General features: G+C 73.9%; 12 protein-coding genes. 4 read left to right on the forward strand and 8 right to left on the reverse strand.

What is annotated here, in order from left to right:
* Nucleotides 1-75: 75 nt before the first annotated feature.
* Nucleotides 76-534, forward strand: a complete 459-nt coding sequence (locus tag ACZ7LE_RS20695; protein WP_400547262.1) for a hypothetical protein — start codon at nucleotides 76-78, stop codon at nucleotides 532-534.
* A gap of 29 nt (nucleotides 535-563) precedes the next feature.
* On the opposite strand, the gene ACZ7LE_RS20700 is transcribed toward ACZ7LE_RS20695, so the two are convergent.
* Nucleotides 564-1,133, reverse strand: a complete 570-nt coding sequence (locus ACZ7LE_RS20700) for a DinB family protein (RefSeq protein WP_470405119.1) — start codon at nucleotides 1,131-1,133, stop codon at nucleotides 564-566.
* Complete coding sequence (locus ACZ7LE_RS20705) at nucleotides 1,130-2,017, reverse strand: class I SAM-dependent methyltransferase (RefSeq protein WP_470405120.1); 888 nt, start codon at nucleotides 2,015-2,017, stop codon at nucleotides 1,130-1,132. The genes ACZ7LE_RS20700 and ACZ7LE_RS20705 overlap by 4 nt, the downstream gene beginning before the upstream one ends.
* A 140-nt stretch (nucleotides 2,018-2,157) precedes the next feature.
* On the opposite strand from ACZ7LE_RS20705, the gene ACZ7LE_RS20710 reads away from it, so the two are divergent.
* Entirely contained in the window at nucleotides 2,158-3,210 is a 1,053-nt protein-coding gene (locus ACZ7LE_RS20710) for a hypothetical protein (protein ID WP_470405121.1), read from the forward strand.
* A 9-nt stretch (nucleotides 3,211-3,219) separates the two neighbouring features.
* Here ACZ7LE_RS20710 and ACZ7LE_RS20715 read toward each other — a convergent pair whose 3' ends face one another.
* Complete coding sequence (locus tag ACZ7LE_RS20715; RefSeq protein WP_470405122.1) at nucleotides 3,220-4,128, reverse strand: DMT family transporter; 909 nt, start codon at nucleotides 4,126-4,128, stop codon at nucleotides 3,220-3,222.
* 932 nt (nucleotides 4,129-5,060) lie between these two features.
* Here ACZ7LE_RS20715 and ACZ7LE_RS20720 point away from each other — a divergent pair.
* Nucleotides 5,061-6,620 carry an HNH endonuclease gene (locus ACZ7LE_RS20720; RefSeq protein WP_470405123.1) on the forward strand — a complete coding sequence of 520 codons (1,560 nt, stop codon included), beginning with the start codon at nucleotides 5,061-5,063 and terminating at the stop codon, nucleotides 6,618-6,620.
* Between the two features lie 66 nt (nucleotides 6,621-6,686).
* Here ACZ7LE_RS20720 and ACZ7LE_RS20725 read toward each other — a convergent pair whose 3' ends face one another.
* The gene (locus ACZ7LE_RS20725) at nucleotides 6,687-7,511 is read right to left on the reverse strand and encodes a pyridoxamine 5'-phosphate oxidase family protein (RefSeq protein ID WP_470405124.1); all 825 of its coding nucleotides are present in this window, start codon (nucleotides 7,509-7,511) and stop codon (nucleotides 6,687-6,689) included.
* A gap of 166 nt (nucleotides 7,512-7,677) precedes the next feature.
* Between ACZ7LE_RS20725 and pdxR the strand changes: the two genes are divergently transcribed.
* Nucleotides 7,678-9,006, forward strand: a complete 1,329-nt coding sequence (gene pdxR, locus ACZ7LE_RS20730; protein ID WP_470405125.1) for a MocR-like pyridoxine biosynthesis transcription factor PdxR — start codon at nucleotides 7,678-7,680, stop codon at nucleotides 9,004-9,006.
* A gap of 20 nt (nucleotides 9,007-9,026) precedes the next feature.
* On the opposite strand, the gene ACZ7LE_RS20735 is transcribed toward pdxR, so the two are convergent.
* The 4 genes from ACZ7LE_RS20735 to ACZ7LE_RS20750 form a co-directional block, all read right to left on the reverse strand.
* A complete protein-coding gene (locus ACZ7LE_RS20735; protein ID WP_470405126.1) occupies nucleotides 9,027-10,886 on the reverse strand; it encodes an ABC transporter ATP-binding protein in 1,860 nt (619 codons plus the stop codon).
* Complete coding sequence (locus ACZ7LE_RS20740; protein ID WP_470405127.1) at nucleotides 10,883-12,790, reverse strand: ABC transporter ATP-binding protein; 1,908 nt, start codon at nucleotides 12,788-12,790, stop codon at nucleotides 10,883-10,885. The genes ACZ7LE_RS20735 and ACZ7LE_RS20740 overlap by 4 nt, the downstream gene beginning before the upstream one ends.
* A 106-nt stretch (nucleotides 12,791-12,896) precedes the next feature.
* Complete coding sequence (ddaH, locus tag ACZ7LE_RS20745; protein WP_470405128.1) at nucleotides 12,897-13,676, reverse strand: dimethylargininase; 780 nt, start codon at nucleotides 13,674-13,676, stop codon at nucleotides 12,897-12,899.
* Nucleotides 13,677-13,719: 43 nt separating this feature from the next.
* On the reverse strand, nucleotides 13,720-16,323 hold the full coding sequence (locus tag ACZ7LE_RS20750) for a GNAT family N-acetyltransferase (RefSeq protein ID WP_470405129.1): 2,604 nt from the start codon (nucleotides 16,321-16,323) through the stop codon (nucleotides 13,720-13,722).
* Between the last annotated feature and the right edge of the window lie 9 nt (nucleotides 16,324-16,332).

The following is a 16,332-nucleotide window of genomic DNA, read 5'->3' on the forward strand; positions in this document are numbered from 1 at the left end:
AGCCACCCGCCTCGCGGCCCTGCAGCCCTCAACCCTGCAGCTCGCGACCCTCCTGCTGAGGACAGACCCGGCCCGATGCTCCTGCTGTCCACCTTCTTCTACTCGGCGGGCGCCGCCGTCGCGGCGTTCCTGGCCCTGGAGGCGTACCTCGCGGTCGCCGCCGCCGACCAGACGTACCCGAGCGTCGTGCTGGCCGCCGTCGCCGCCGTCGGTCAGATCACCGGCAAGCTGCTCTGGTACTGGGCCGGCGCCGGGACCACGCGACTGCCGTGGTTGCGCAGCAAGCTCGACTCGCCCAAGATCGCGGCCGCGATGACGCGCTGGCGCGACCGCACAGACGGGCGCCCCGTCTACCTCGGCGTGGTGCTCTTCGCCTCGGCGTTCGCGGGGCTCCCGCCGTTCATGGTCATGTCGGTGGTCGCGGGGGTGCTGCGCGTGCGGATGTGGCTGTTCCTGAGCACGGGACTGGTCGGGCGGTTCCTGCGCTTCTGGATCGTGCTCGAGGCCGCCGACTACGCGTGGTTCCTGTTCTGAGCTCCTTCTACAAGTTCTACGGGCTCCTGCTACAGGTCGGTCGCGCCGTCCAGCGCCTCGCGCAGCAGGTCCGCGTGTCCGGCGTGCCGGCTGTACTCCTCGACCATGTGCACCAGGATCCAGCGCAGCGTGACCCGCCCGCCGTGCCCGGCGTGGCCGGCCGGGCGCGCGACCTCCTGGTCCAGGCCCCCGCCCTGGCCCACCACGTCGCCGAGGATCCGCTCGGAGGCGGCGACGGCGCCGTCGAACAGCGCGGTCAGGCTCTCCGGGGAGTCCGTCAGGGCGCTGTTCCAGTCCCAGTCGCGGTCGGCGGACCAGTCGACCGTGTCCCACGGCGGCGCGGGATCGTTCCCCAGGAGCCGCACCGAGAACCAGAAGTCCTCGACGTACGCCAGGTGCTTGAGCATCCCGGCGAGCGTCATGGTCGACGGCGGGTGGGGCGTGCGGAGCTGCTCCGCCGCCAGACCCGCGCACTGGCGCCGGATCGTGGCACGGTAGAAGTCGAGGAACGAGCGCAGCATGGTGATCTCGTCGGCGGCCAGGGGCGGGTCGGTCCGGGGGATCTCGGTGCTCGTCGCAGGGCTGGTCTCGGCGCTCATGGTGCGACCGTACCGATCGCCAGGACGTGCTGGCTCATGTCCGCGACCCCGGGCGTGGTCGACAGGGCGCGGGCGAGCGTGAGAGCGGCGTCGATCAGCGCGGACGCCTCCAGGTCGGTGAGCGGCACCCGTTCCAGCGCCCCGCCGGCCGGTCCCTCGACCCCGTGCACGACGACGTCGGTCAGCCCCGCCTCGGTCGCCTCCCCCGCGAGCTCCGCGGCGTCGTGGAAGTGCGCCGCGGGGAACGCGATGTCGGACGGCGCCTCGCCGCGCTCCAGGACCGCTTGCCAGGCGGGCGGACCGAACTGCTCGTACCCACCGCCCACCAGCGCCGCGAGCCGAGTGATCCCCGCGGCGACGACCGTGCCGCCGGGCCGGGTCACGCGCACGGCCTCCCGCAGCGCCCGCAGCCGGTCGGCGCGCGACGCGAGGTGGTAGAGCGGGCCCAGCAGCAGGACGGCATCGAACGCATCGTCCGCCAGGGCCAGGCCCGGCGCGGCGAGGTCGCGGGCGTCCCCGACGCGCGCGGCGAAGGTGCCGTGCTCCGCGGCCCGCGCGACCTGTTCGGCGACGGGGTCCACGAGCAGCACGTCGTAACCGTCCGCGGCGAGCGGTGCGGCATGCACGCCGGTGGCACCCCCGACGTCGAGCACCCGCGCGCCCGGGGCCAGGCGCTGCCGCACCAGCTCCTGGGTCCTGCGGTGCTCGAGCGGGCCCTGCGCGGAGCGGGCGGTGAGCCGGGCGTGCTCGTCCCAGCCGGTCAGGCCCGCGTAGTACTCCTGGACCCGCGCGTCGAGCGCGAGCTGATCGCAGCCAGGGCTCTGCCTGGCGTTCTCCTGGGCGTTCTCCTGGATCTCCCTGGCATTGCTGTCGGTGCGCTCCATGGCCCGACGCTAGCGATCACCGGCCGACGGGCACCAAGTGTTTCCGGGAGGAAAATACTGGGTGATTTCGCCCGAGCCGAATCGTTACATATCCAGTACGCCCCTTTTGCTCGGAGTGTGACCGTGGCAACATTCGCAAGGTGCACCTGATCCGAGAATTCGCACCTGACGCCTACGAGTTCGCGCTGTCGTCCTGGTCGTGGAGAGGAACAGGTGGCAAGACGCCACGCTTCGCCTCCTGTTTCGGCGACATGTTCCTCGAGTCGCAGGACGGGTGGTGGTTCCTCGACACGGTCGAGGGCACGCTGGAACGCCGCTGGAGCTCGATGGACGACATGTTCGCCGACCTGGAGGGCGAGGACGGGCGCGCCGAGTACCTCCTCGAGGAGACGCTCAACGCGGCGCTCGACCAGGGGATGCTGCTCGGCGACGACGAGGTCTTCGCGTTCCTCCCCCCGCCCGCGGTGACGGGCACGATGTCGGTGGACTCCCTCGCCCCGCTGCGGTTCGCCATCGCCGCCAACCTCGCCGGCCGGATCCACGGCGAGCTGAACGGCGTGCAGCCGGACGCCGGGGCGTCGGCGCTGTTCGCGGCGCGAAACCAGTTCGCACAAGATCAGCTCGCACAAGATCAGCTCGCACAGAATCAGGCGGCCCACAGCCTGGCCGGCGCGACGCCGTCGTTCGACTCGCCGAACCCCCCGGCAGACCTCTGGCAGCCCGCCGCGCAGCAGGTGAACACGGGCGCCTACCCGTCGTACCAGCCGGCCGCCGACACCGTGACGCAGACCGGCGCCCAGCCCGGCTACGGGACGGGGTACCAGCCGACGGCATACCAACCGCAGTACGCGGCAGGCTCGGAGCTGGACTACGGGGTCGGCCAGCAGGCGTACGGCTCGGGCTCGTACCCGGGCGCGACCGCCGCGGGTACCGCACCGGCCGCGTACCCCGCACCCGCAGGGACGCACGCGGCGGCACCGGCCGCCGCTCCGGCAGCGCCGGGCGGCTACGGCACCCAGGGCAGCTACACCGAGTACGACTACGAGGACAACGCGCACACCCTCGACTCGGGCCAGTTCAGCCAGTACATCGCGGACCAGTACAACACCGGCCAGATGACCGCCGTCGAGCACGACGCGTCCGCCCCGGCGCAGCAGAGGCCGCGCCAGGACGGACGCTGGTCGTACGCCTGAGCGCGCCGGCTACGCCTCGTCCAGCCCGGCCACCGCAGCCAGGATGAGCACCGAGCCGACGATCCCGGCCGGACCGAGCCGCTCCCCCAGCACGACCGCGGCCGCGACCGCCGCCGTCACGGGCTCCAGCAGCGTCGCGACCACGGCTGCGCCGCTCCGGGTCGTGCGCAGCCCGGCGTAGAACAGCCCGTACGCGAGAGCCATCGTGCACACGCCGAGGTAGACCAGCGTGCCAAGCGCTACCGGGTCGCTCGTGACGAACGGCCCACCCCCGGCCAGCGCCGCCGGGACGAGGCCGACAGCGCCCGCCGTCGTCGCCACCGTGGTCAACGCGAGCGGGTCGACGTCCGGCGACGCGAGCAGGGTGCCGCCGAGCGCGGTCGTCGCGGCGTAGACCGAGCCTGAGGCGACGGCCAGCAGCAGGCCGAGCACCGGGCGGGTCCCTACTGCATCGGCGCCGGACGCCGCGCTGACCAGCACGAGGCCGGACAGCGCGGCGGAGACGACCAGCCCGAGGCGCAGGGTGGAGCGCCGGCGGACCGCCGTCCGCCGTCGGGCCCGGAGGAGGTCGACCGCGGCGAGGAGGACCGGCGCGAGGCCCAGGCTGACGACCGTGGCGACGGTGACGCCCGCGGTCGCCACGGACCCGAAGTACAGCGCCTGGTAGGCGCCCGTCCCCAGGCCCACGAGGACGGCGCGCGCCGGGTGCGCGCGCACCAGGGCCGCGAGCCGCGGCCCCCGGCGCAGGACGAACGACGCCGCGACCAGGGCGAGGGCGGCGATGAGCATGCGGTACGCGCTGACCGTGAGGACGGACATCGACGAGTGGCCGCGCAGGATCTCCAGACCGAGGCCGCCGGTACCCCAGAGGACGCCGGCGAGACAGACGAGAAGCAGCCCGCTTCGAGGTGATGACATGTGTGCTCCTGACGGGACCGGTAGGTCCCGGTGTGTTCCGAGGGGCCCGGAGGGCCGACGGGGAGCTCGCGCGAGGAGGTCCTGGGGTTCCGTCAGTCGTCCCGGAGGGTGGGAAAACGTCTCGGAGCACGCCCCGTAGCCGGCCCGTGCCGGGCCGGTCGTGGTGCCGCTCCGGTCAGACGACCGGGGGCGGCAGGACGGAACGGATCGGAGTCACGGACGGGATGCTAGCAGCGGTGTTCCGGCGGACGAGGTGGTGTCTCGCTGGGATCTCGCGCCGACTGGCGGGCGGCGGACCGGGCGTCGCCCGTGGGTGGGGCCGTGTCAGTGGGTAGAGCTAGGTTTTCCCGTGCACCGGCCACGACCGGCCGGCCTACTGCTGGGCCCGACCCGAGTCGCCGGAGCTGACCGCGCCAGGCGGGACAGGTTTTCCACAACTTCGGGTCTGGAGATGCGATCGCAAGACATCGAACATATATTCGATCTGTAAGTGATGTTTGAGATCAACTGTTGGGCGAGGCAGATTCGAGGAGGAGAGCATGGACAGGATTCAGGGCGAGGGCGAGCACCCACTCACTGCCGTCGAGCGGTCCCTGCAATCTCTCGCCGGGTCCGGCCTGAGTCCGACCGCGTGCGCAGCGACGCTCTCCCTCGGCTGGGCCTCGTTCCCCCTCGACCACCAGGCATCCGGGCCCCAGGTCATCGTCACCTGGACGGGCCACGACGATGCCGCTCGCACCAACGCCGACTCGACCACCTCGCCCACGAACACTGCCCTCGTCAATGCCACACCCTCGTACCCTCCCGGAGCCATCACCGCTTCGGCCGACGGGCTCGCTGCCGGCACCGATGCCGTCGACCTGCATGCGCCAGCCGAAGTGGCCCCTCCAGCCGAACCTCCGGGGCTCGACGGACTGCTGGGGCTCGATGGCATGCCGGTGGGTGCGGCGCTGGTCGCCGCCCTGGCACGGGTCGAGGTCGCGGACACCGACGACGCCGACCTGCTCGACGTCGCGGCCCGCTGGCAGGACATCATCTCCTGGGCGACCGCGATGCAGTCCCGCGCCACCGGCGAGATCGCTCGACGCCGCGGGTGGACCGCCGAGCACAACGCCGCCGCCGCCGAGATCAGCGCCCGCCTGCGAGTCCCGCAGACCGAAGCAAACAAGCTCCTCGCCCGCGGCACCGGCCTGGCCCAGCACCCCCAGGTCATGAACGCCCTCCACACCGGCACCATCGACACCGCCAAAGCCGACATCCTGCTGCACGCCGGCAACCCCCTCACCATCGCCGAACGCGACCAAGCCATCACCCACTACCTCCCCCAAGCCCCCGACCACACCCGCCGCTGGCTGCGCGACAAGATGAACCAGCACGCCACCCACCTGCACGGCACCACCGAGGTAACCCGGCACGCGATCACCCGCCGCGCCGTCTACCTCGACCCCGCCGACAACTCCATGGCCTGGATCACCGCGAACCTGCCCGCCACCGACGCGGCCGCCATCTGGGACGCGGTCGAACAAGCCGCCCACACCCTGCGCCGCACCCCCGGCAACACCCGCACCCTCACCCAAGCCCGCGCCGACGCTCTCGTCGCCATCACCACCGGCCGCATCATCGTCCCACCCACACCCGAATGCGCACCCGACCCCAGTGCTGCACCGGGCACGAGCACCAACGACACGACCACAGGCACAGTCACCGGCACGGGCACGGGCACGCCTGCGCCGAGCTCGGCACCGGATCCCGCTCTGCCGCGCACCACCGCGCCCGCGACCGGCTGCACCTGCGGCGGATGCCTGTGCGGCGGCACCAACGTCCAGGTCATCACCACACGACCACAGATCAGAGTCACCGTCCCGGCCACCACGCTCCTCGACCTGGACAACACCCCCGGCCACCTCGATGACTACGGCCCCATCCCCGCCGACACCGCCGCCCGCATCGCCACCGACGCCACCTGGCAACGCCTCATCACCGACCCGGTCACCGGCATCCTGACCGACTACTCCACCACCACCTACCAACCCGGCAAGACCCTCCGCCACGCCGTCACCGCCCGGGATCAGACCTGCTGCTTCCCCCACTGCGACCGACCCGCCCGCTGGACCGACCTCGACCACATCCACCCCTACGACCACCACCTCGACCCCACCACCCAACCACCCGGCACCCCCGGACAGACCCGCGCCACCAACCTGCAACCCCTGTGCCGCGCCCACCACCTCGCCAAGACCCACCACGGCTGGAACGTCACCCGCGACCCCCACACCGGAACCACGACCTGGACCGCACCCACCGGCCACACCTACACCCGACCCGCCACCCAGGTAGGCCACGTCAGCAACGACATCACCAGCCTCACCGACGACACCCGACACCTCCTCGGAACCCACGAGCGCCAGAGCGGACGCCGCCCGTGCCCCTCCGATGCCGACGACCCGGCCGCCGCCGCCGTGCGCACGGAGCCTGGTGAACCACCGTTCTGAGCCACCCCACCATGGGGTCCTCCGCCCTGTCCGGCGCACCGGGTCGACGAGGTGCAAGCCCGTCGGTCACACTCGTCCGGTCACGCCCGACCCCGTTGCCTCACCCAGCTCAGCGGCGCGTCGCAGGACGAGCTCCGGCACGTCCTCGGTGACGTAGTCCTCGGTGACAGGAGCCGAGGCCACCCGGCGCACCGGCACCAGCCCCGCCCAACCGGAGAGCTCCAGGTCGCCCGGCTCGAGCGTGGCCCCGCCCGCGCGCTGCTTCATCGAGGCCTCGGCCAGCGGCAGCGCGATCACGACGGTCGCCGCGAGCTCCTTGCGGGTCGCCGGCCGCAGCGTCGCGGCTCGCCCGGGCACCATGTGGTCCACGATCAGGTCGAGCGCGCGACGCCGCTCCCCCGGGTCGGTCACCCGGCGGGGCCGCCCGATCACCACGGCCGACCGGTAGTTCATCGAGTGGTGGAAGCCCGTCCGCGCCAGGACCAGGCCGTCGAGCTCGGTCACGGTCACGCACACGTCGTGCTCGAGCGCCGGCGCGAGCCAGCCGGCCGCGACGGAGCCGTGCAGGTACAGGGTTCCACCGGCGTCGGGCCCGGCGGGGTCGACGCCGAAGGCGGTCGGCAGGACCACCGGGTGCGTCCCGGCCACGACCCCCAGGTGCGCGATCAGTGCGTCGGCGAGCAACGCCATCAGCCGCTCCCGCTCGTCGACCTGACGGTTGCGACCGCGGGTCGGCGTCGTCCGTTCCGTGGGCGACAACGAGGCCGCGGCCGACCCGGAACTCGACGAGCCCGGCGCGGACAGGTCGGACGCGGGCATGACGGACGCGGACGGGGCGGGTTCGGGGCGACCGGGTGCGGCTGGTCCCGGCGTGAGCTGCTGTGTCGTCATACGGCTAGCCTGGGCCGTAAGTGGCTTACCGACACGGGCCATTTGGCGACCAGTTGAACAGGCCACTTATGCAGAGACATGGGCTACCGGGATCCGCACCGCCCCCGGATGACACCCGCACCACCCGACGCCCTACCTCCCACCACCCCGACCGGAAGGCCGCACCATGCTCCCCGTCCGCCTCGACCGTACGCGCGCCGAACCCCTCCCCGCCCAGCTCGCCGCCGCCGTCCGCGCCCTCGTGACCGACGGGACGCTCAGCACCGGCGACCGGCTCCCCTCCAGCCGCGCCCTGGCGACCGACCTGGGTGTGGCGCGTGCCGTCGTCGAGCAGGCCTACGACCAGCTCCTGGCCGAGGCATGGGTCTCCACCCGACGCGGCGCCGGCACGTTCGTCGCCTCCGGGGAGGCGCTCCCGGCGCAGTCGCGGCCGAGCCGGCCCGCCACCCGGGCGACCGGGTACACGCACCTGGACGCGGGCACACCCTGGATCGACCCGCGCCAGCTCGCGGGCTGGCGCCGGGCCTGGCGGGAGGTCTCCGCGACGACGCCGCCGCGGGGCTACCCCGACCCGGCCGGGCTCCCGGAGCTGCGCGAGGCACTCGCCGAGCGCCTCGCCCGCACCCGTGGCCTGACCGTTGGACCGGACGAGATCCTGCTGACCAGCGGTTCCACGGATGCCCTCCGCCAGCTCCTCGGGGCCCTCGGGCCTGGCGACGTCCTGGTCGAGGACCCCGGGTACCGGGCCGCCGTGGAGACGATCCGGACGGCGGGGCGCGGCGTCGTCGACCATCCGGCACTGAAGCCCGTCACGGACCTGACCGGGTGCGCCGCCGCGTACGTCACGCCCGCGCACCAGCACCCGCTGGGCCGGGTCATGCCCGCCGCCGACCGGCTCGCGCTGCTGGCGGCGGCCCGCGCCGCGGGTGCCGTGGTGGTCGAGGACGACTACGACTCCGAGTTCCGGTACGACGTCGCCCCCGTGCCCGCCCTGGCGGCCCTCGACCGGTCGTGCGTGGCCTACGTCGGGACGGCGTCGAAGTCGGTCAGCCCCGGCCTGCGGCTCGGGTGGCTCGTCGCACCGTCGGAGCTCCACGAGCGCCTTCTCGACCGCCGCGCGATCACCCACGACACCCCGCCCTGGCCGAACCAGCGCGCGCTGCTGACCCTGCTGCGCGACGGCTGGGTCGACAAGGTGGTGCGCACCGCGCGCCGCGTCTACGCCGACCGGGCGCCCCGGGTCGCCGCCGCCATGGCGCCGCACGCCGAGCTCGCCGGGCCGCTGGCCGGGATGTACTCGACGTGGCTGACCAGCCCGGAGGCGGCCGCCGCGGCGCGGACGTCGGCCCGCGCCGCGGGGTTCGAGGTGCGGCTCCTGGAGCTGTACTGCCGGACCGCCGACCTGACGGGCCTGGTGCTCGGCTTCGGCGGGGTGACCGACGCCGAGCTGGACCAGGCCCTGGCCGCGATCACGGCCGGGCTGCGCGGCCGCTGACCCGGCCCGGTCGAATCAGCTCAGACCAGCGAGTCCTGCCACGCCTCGTGCAGCCGCGCGTACCGGCCGTCGCCCGCGATCAGCTCGGCGGGCGTGCCGTCCTCGACCACCCGGCCGTGCTCCATGACGAGCACTCGGTCGGCGATCGCCACGGTGGACAGCCGGTGCGCGATGATGATCGCCGTCCGGTCGGCCAGCAGGGTCTGCAGTCCTCGCTGCACTAGCCGCTCGCCCGGCATGTCGAGCGAGGACGTCGCCTCGTCGAGCACCAGCACCGCCGGGTCCGCGAGGAACGCCCGGGCGAACGACAGGAGCTGCCGCTGCCCGGCGGAGACCCGGCCGCCGCGCTTGTTGACGTCCGTGTCGTACCCGTCGGGCATCTCCAGGACGAACTCGTGCGCGCCCACCGCGCGGGCCGCCGCCTCGATCTCGGCCTGGCTCGCCCCGGGCCGGCCGAGCGCGATGTTCTCGCGCACGGACCCGCTGAACAGGTACGCCTCCTGCGTGACCATGACGACGGCGCGCCGCAGGTCGGTCGAGGCCAGGTCCCGCACGTCGATGCCGTCCAGCCGCACCGCGCCGGTGGACGCGTCGTAGAACCGCGTCACCAGCTTCGCCACCGTCGACTTCCCGGCGCCGGTGGTGCCCACCACGGCCACGGTCTGGCCGGCCGGGATCGTCAGGTCCAGGTCCGGCAGCACCACGGGGCCGTCGCCGTACTGGAACCGCACGTGGTCCAGCCGCAGCTCGCCGCGCGCCCGTTCACCCGCGGCCGCGAGCGGCGTCGGGTGGGTGGGCTCGACGACGGTGGGCTCCTCGGCGAGCAGGCCCGAGACCTTCTCCAGCGCCGCCGTGGCGGACTGGAAGGAGTTGTAGAACATGCCGAGCTGCTGCACGGGCTGGAAGAAGCGCTTGCAGTACAGCAGCACGGCCGCGAGCACGCCGACCTCCATCGCCCCGTCCAGCACCCGCCAGCCGCCGACGGCGAGCGCCGCGACGACCGTCAGGTTGCCGATGAGGATCAGGCCCGGCTGGAACCGGCCGTTGACGCCGAAGATCTGCAGGTTGGCGTCGCGGTAGTCCTCGCCGAGCTTGCCGTAGTCCGCCTCCGTGGTGGGCTCGCGGCGGAACGCCTGCACGGCGCGCATGCCGGTCATCGTCTCGACGAACTTGACGATGAGCCGGGCGGACGCCGTCCGCTGCTCCCGGTAGTAGCGCTGGGACATCCGCTGGAACCAGCGGGTGAGCAGCCAGGCCGGGACGAACGCGACGGCGAGCACCAGGCCGGAGCGCCAGTCGATGAGCAGCAGGCTGACGAAGGTGAACACCATGAGCAGCAGCGACGAGACGACGCCGGTCAGGCCGCCGTCGAGCAGCTCGCGCAGCGCCTCCAGGTCGGAGGTCTGCCGGGAGATGATGCGGCCCGAGGTGTACGACTCGTGGAACTCCAGGGAGAGCCGCTGGGTCTGGCGGAACACCCGGCGGCGCAGGTCGAGCAGCACGGCCTGGGCGATGCGGGCCGCGGCCCGTACGTAGGCGCCGGCGGCGACGCCGCCGAGCACGGCCGCGGCGAGGTACCCGGCGCCCGTCAGGACCAGGGGCGTGACGGAGCCGTCCTGCAGCGCGGGCACGGCCTTGTCGATGGCCACGGCGACGAGCCACGGCCCGGCGACCTGGCCGAGCGTGGACGCGACCACGAGCACGGCGGCCCAGGCCAGGGCCCGCTTGTGGGGGCGCAGCAGGTCGCCGAGCAGCTGCATGGAGCGGCGCCGGACGGCGCGGGACGCCTCCTTGCCGAGGCGGGTCTCGTCGTCCGCCGCGGCGTCGGTGGGCCGACGGCGGCCCGCTGCGTCCGGCGTGGTCTGCGTGGTCGCGGTCATGACAGCGCCTCCTGGCTCTCGTGCTCGGCGTTCAGGGGCTCGGCGTTCCCGCCGTCGTGCGTCTCGTAGTCCTCCTCGAGGCTCGAGATGATGTACCGGTAGTGCGGGTCGGTGGCCAGCAGGTCGTGGTGCGTGCCGACGGCGGTGATGCGCCCGCCCTGCAGCACGGCCACCCGGTCGGCCAGGGCCACGGTCGAGGGGCGGTGCGCGATGATCAGGCTGGTCGTGTCCCGCAGCACGTCGCGCAGGCGGGCGGTGACGGCCTCCTCGGTGGTGACGTCGAGGGCGGACAGCGGGTCGTCGAGCACGAGCACGCGCGGCCGGGCGGCGATGGCGCGGGCCAGGGCGAGGCGCTGCCGCTGCCCGCCGGACAGGGACATGCCCTCCTCGCCGATGCGGGTGCCGACGCCGTCGGGCAGGTCCAGCACGAACTGGGCCTGGGCGACGTCGAGGGCCTGCGTCATGAGCGCCTCGCGCTCGGCCTCCGGCACGTCGTCGGACACGCCGAGCAGCACGTTGTCCCGGACGGAGGCGGAGAACAGGGTCGGGTCCTCGAAGGCGACCGCGACCCGCTCGCGCACCTGGGCGCGGGTCATGTCGCGCACGTCGACGCCGTCCACCTCGACCACGCCCGCCGTGACGTCGAACAGCCGGGGCGGGAGCATCGCCAGGGTGGACTTGCCGGAGCCGGTGAGGCCGACCAGCGCGGTGGTGGTACCGGGCGGCAGCTCCAGGTCGACCTGGTCGAGCACGGGCCGCTCGGCGTCGTCGTACCGGAAGGTGACGTTCCGGAAGGCGACGTGCCCGCCCCCGCCGCCCCGCGCCGTACCCGCGGCCGGGACCGTCGGGTCCGTGAGCGGGTTGACGGTCTCGATCACCTCGAAGAACCGGTCGACGGCGGTGCGCGCGTTGAGCGTCATCGACAGGGTCATGCCGAGGTCGACGACCGGGCCGTTGATGACCGCGGTGGTCGTGAAGAAGGCGACCAGGGCGCCGAGCGTCATGTCGCCCTGGGCCACCAGGTAGACGCCGACCACGAGCGCGACGCCCTGCGTGACCTCGGGGATCACGCGCAGCGCGGTGGTCAGGCCGGCGTCGGTCGTGGCCTTGCGGATCTCGGTCTCGCGCAGCTCGGACGCCTGGTCCGTGAACGAGTCCAGGGCGTCGGGGCCGCGGCCGAACGCCTTGAGCACGCGGATGCCGTGCACGGACTCCTCGACGGTGGTGGCGAGGTCGCCCGACTGGTCCTGCGAGAGCCGCGAGATCTTCCGGTACTTGCGGGAGAACCGGAACGCCAGGATGGTCACCGGGATCGCGCCGCACAGGAAGATGATGCCCAGCCAGCCGCCGGTGGCCACGAGCAGGCCGACGCCGACGACGATGGTCACGAAGCTGACCACGAGCTGCAGGATGCCGAAGACGAGCCATCGGCGCAGCAGGCCGAGGTCGCCCATGATGCGGCTGAGCAGCTGCCCGCCGGGCCAGCGGTCGTGGAACGCGACCGGGAGGTCCTGCAGGTGCTTGAACAGGGCCATGCGCATCACGGCCTCGACGCGCGTGCCGGGGAACATGACGAGCGTGCGGCGCAGCAGGATCAGGCCGGCCTCGCCGACGCCGAGCACGGCCACGAGCACGACGGACCAGATCAGGCCCGTCCAGTCGTGCTCGCGCGCGCCCGCCGTGAGCGGGCCGTCGGTGACCCACTGCAGCACGCGCGGGATGGCGAGCGCCATGAGGCTGGCGCCCAGGGAGGCAAGCAGACCGCCCACCAACCGCGGCAGCGCGGGGCGGACGTAGGGGTACAGGCGGCGGATCGAGGCGAAGGTGCTGCGCTCGTCGCCGGGCGGACTGCTGGGGTCAGAAGAAGGATCGGATCGATTCGAGCGTTCGTCTGTGGGAGGCATCACATCCATTATCCCGCGGGGCGCAAGTTGTTAGTTTCGGTAAGCACCTTCTTTGCTGTGACCTGCACCACAGGCGGACGGGCCTGGAACCGGTGTCACGAGCCCGTCAGCGCACCCGCACCGAGAGGCACGTGACGCAGCCCTCGAGCTTCTCGAACTCGGTGACCGGCGTGGTGCGCACCGTGAGCCCGCGCCCCCGCAGGAGCTCGGCGGTGGCCGGCGCGGACTCCGACAGCAGCACAGTGGCCGGGTCCAGCACGACGACGGCGGTGCCCTCCGCCTCCGGGACGGCCAGGAACGACTCGAACGCGCCCGGGTCGTCGACGAGCGGCTCGTACCCGATCACCGTGCCGTCCGGCAGGGCGGTCACGGCCGACTTGAGGTGCAGCGCCCGCGTCACGGGCACCTCGACGACGCGCCAGCCGCGGGGCTCCAGGAGCGCGCGGAGCTGGGCGGCGCCCTCGGCGTCGGTCCGGGCCGTGCGCCCCACGTAGACGGTGCGGCCGACCTTGAGGATGTCGCCGCCCTCCAGGGTGCCGGGCCCGGCGATCTCCGCGACCTCGCGGCCGGCGGCCTCGGCGACCGGCCGCATCGAGTCGATCTCGCCGCGCCGGGACAGCGCCCCGGGCCGGGTCAGGACCATCAGGTCGTCGAACACGACGACCGTGTCCTCCACGAACACGCCGTCGGGGTGGGCGTCGGCCGCGGGCAGCTCGCGCACCGCCCAGCCCAGACCGCGGAACACGTCCACGTACCGCGCCCACTGCCGGGCGGCCAGGTCCGCGTCGACGGGGACGCGCTCGAGGTGCGTCAGCTCGCCGTCGGCCAGGGCGGGCGACGGCGGGCGGACGAGCAGGGTGCGGTGCGCGGGCTGTGCGGTGACCATCCCGCGACGCTACCCGCCCGGGCGCGCATGCGGGTCACGAACGTTATCGGTCCAGGTACGCCAGCCGCGCCGTCTTCGGCCCCTGGGGCGACTCGAACGAGACCACCTCGCCCGCGGTGAACCCCATCGTCAGCATCCGGCGCAGCGCCTTGTCGTTGTGCGCGTCCGGCTCCCCGACCAGGCGGCAGGTGCCCGTCCCGGCGAACAGGAAGCCGCGCATCGCGGGCCCGAGCACCGACCAGGGGTCCGCGGGCGCCCCGTGCCGGGCGGCCGGGCCGCGGCTGCCGAGGAAGAAGTGCAGTCCGAGGTCGCCTTCCCGCACGTCGTAGGCGGTGCCGATCGGGTCGTGCTCCGGGTGGTACGCCTGCACGAGCACCACGGGCTCGCCGTCCCAGCGCACGAGGTAGGCGTGGTGGGTCTCCAGGGAGTCGACGAACGCGTAGGTGTCGCGCACCTCGTCGCGCGTGCGCTCCCCCATCCCCCAGAACGCGGCGCGCGGCCGGGTGAACCACCCGTGCAGCAGGTCGGCGTCGGCGTCCGGGTCCAGCACGTGCACGGTGACGACGCCGTCCGCGCCGAAGTCGCGGCGCCACACCTCTGCGCCGCGGGGCCCGTTGAGCAGCCGCAGGCTCGTGTCCGCGGGGCGCAACCGGTCCCAGTCCGTGACGACGGCGGCGGTGCGAGCGTCGGCCCACGTGGCGTGCTGGTCGTCGAAGTGCGGGCTGCCGGGCCGCCCGTCCGCGCCGAAAGGCACGCCCCACCGGCTGTTCGCGCGGTCCGACAGGTCCCAGACGTACCGCGCCACCGACGCGCGGTACGCGGTGGGCGCCACGCCGGGCGAGCCGCCCGTGCAGCGCACCGTCTCGTTGTTGCCCGAGACCGGCGCGGGCGTCACGCCGAGCGGGCGGCCCGGCACCGGGAGCAGCGGGGCGGGGACGTGCAGATCGCCCCAGGGCTGGTCCGTGAGCGCCACCTCGGCCAGCGCCGCGCTCGCCTCCGCGGCGGCGTCGACGCGCAGCAGCCGCCCGTCCGGACCCTCGACGACGAGCCAGTCGGCCGCGAGGATCCGCGCGAGCCCGGCCCCGACCGCCGTCGGGACGTCGAAGACGCCGCCGAGCACCGGCATCAGCGTCGGGTCCTGCCCGTGCGGCTCGTGCAGCGCGGCGAACACGGGGTGACCGGCGAGGCGGTGGGCCAGGGTGTCACGCCAGCGCATGTACAGGGCGGCGTCGGTTGAGTCCGCGTCCACGTGGGCGCCGTCGGCCACCCAGGCGCGCAGGCGGTCGGCGGCCGCGGAGGCGTCGTCGGCCAGGTGCTCGACGAGCCCGGCGGCCCCGAGGTCGCGGGTGTCACCGTGGATCCGGGCCTGCGTGGCGGGCGACTCCGGCCCGGTGGCCGCGGCGAGGAGCTGGCGGATGCGTTCCGCGCGGTACGGCGGGTAGGACCAGCCGAGGTCGTGCGCCTCCCGTCCCGGACGCAGGTCGCGCGGGCCGGACCCCGGGCGGCCGTCCTGCCCGGCGGGCCGCTGCGTGACCGGCCGCTCGTTCGCGTCGACGGCGACCTCGGTCACCGCCGCCGGCGCCGGGAGGTCCACGTAGCCGTCCGCCGGCTTGACGGTCGGCAGCGCCCGCTCCGGCGCGCCCGCCGGCACGTCCGGGACCTTGCCGGCCGTCAGGCTCAGCACCTCGCCGGTGCTGTCCGCGGTCAGCACCCGGTTGACGGGGTCCACCCACCCGCCGAACGCCGCGGCGACGTCCCGGGCGGTGCGGGCGTGCAGCAGCGCGCGCCAGGCCCCCACGCCGACGTCGGACAGCTCGCGGGCCGGCCAGTGCAGGCGCCAGCCCTCGGGCCCCCGGCTGTCCGCGCCGTCGGACACGACCTCGACGTGGTGCGCCAGGGCGTTGGTGATGCCCCAGGCCACAGAGGAGGCGTGCCCGAAGTGCGGCACGCCGGGCACGCCCGGGAAGGCGAAACCGACGACGTCGTAGGGCGCGGCCGGGTCGGTGCACGCGAGCCTGATCTGCTGGTACGGGCCGGGCAGCTCCAGCGTGCGGTGCGGGTCGCCCGCGACCAGCGGGCTGCCCGACTCGGTGAACCGGCCGTGCACCGCCCACGCGTTGGACCCGGAGCCGCCGTCGGCGACGAACAGGCCCAGCACCCGGTCCAGCGGCACGCCCGGGACGTGCAGGTGCCGGGCCACGTGCGCCCGCCACAGGATGCTCGGGAACCCGTTGAACAGGACGTGGCTCGCCAGGAAGACGCCGATCGGCGTCCACGGTGCCCAGGGCCGGAACGGCACGCCCGCCAGCTCCGGCACGTCGCGGCCGCCCGCCAGCAGCCCGGCGCTGACGCCGTCCGCGTACGCGGCGAGCCACGCCTGCTCGGGCCCGGCCAGGGCGTCGTGGATCGCGCGGGCCGTGGCGGCCAGCCGCTCCCGCGCGGCGAACGCGTCCCACGCCTGGCCCGCCGCGCCGGCGATCTCGCCGTACCGCTCCTCGGCGCGCATCCTGTCTGCCTCGACCTGCAGCCCACGGTCCTGGGCGGTCACCCAGCCCTGGCCGTAGGCCAGCGCCGTCTCGGTCGCGGCCCGCAGGTGCGGGATGCCGAGGTCGTCACGAAACAGGTCGAAGTCCACGTGCTCCATCATCTCTCCGGG

The organism is Promicromonospora sp. NPDC110617 (genome assembly GCF_055598465.1).

What these genes read in the sequence shown, in the direction of transcription:
- ACZ7LE_RS20695 (WP_400547262.1), top strand. Translation starts at nt 76, where the DNA reads ATGCTCCTGCTGTCCACCTTCTTCTACTCGGCGGGCGCCGCCGTCGCG.
- ACZ7LE_RS20700 (WP_470405119.1), bottom strand. Translation starts at nt 1,133, where the DNA reads ATGAGCGCCGAGACCAGCCCTGCGACGAGCACCGAGATCCCCCGGACC.
- ACZ7LE_RS20705 (WP_470405120.1), bottom strand. Translation starts at nt 2,017, where the DNA reads ATGGAGCGCACCGACAGCAATGCCAGGGAGATCCAGGAGAACGCCCAG.
- ACZ7LE_RS20715 (WP_470405122.1), bottom strand. Translation starts at nt 4,128, where the DNA reads ATGTCATCACCTCGAAGCGGGCTGCTTCTCGTCTGTCTCGCCGGCGTC.
- ACZ7LE_RS20720 (WP_470405123.1), top strand. Translation starts at nt 5,061, where the DNA reads ATGCCGGTGGGTGCGGCGCTGGTCGCCGCCCTGGCACGGGTCGAGGTC.
- ACZ7LE_RS20725 (WP_470405124.1), bottom strand. Translation starts at nt 7,511, where the DNA reads ATGACGACACAGCAGCTCACGCCGGGACCAGCCGCACCCGGTCGCCCC.
- pdxR (WP_470405125.1), top strand. Translation starts at nt 7,678, where the DNA reads ATGCTCCCCGTCCGCCTCGACCGTACGCGCGCCGAACCCCTCCCCGCC.
- ACZ7LE_RS20735 (WP_470405126.1), bottom strand. Translation starts at nt 10,886, where the DNA reads ATGACCGCGACCACGCAGACCACGCCGGACGCAGCGGGCCGCCGTCGG.
- ACZ7LE_RS20740 (WP_470405127.1), bottom strand. Translation starts at nt 12,790, where the DNA reads ATGCCTCCCACAGACGAACGCTCGAATCGATCCGATCCTTCTTCTGAC.
- ddaH (WP_470405128.1), bottom strand. Translation starts at nt 13,676, where the DNA reads ATGGTCACCGCACAGCCCGCGCACCGCACCCTGCTCGTCCGCCCGCCG.
- ACZ7LE_RS20750 (WP_470405129.1), bottom strand. Translation starts at nt 16,323, where the DNA reads ATGATGGAGCACGTGGACTTCGACCTGTTTCGTGACGACCTCGGCATC.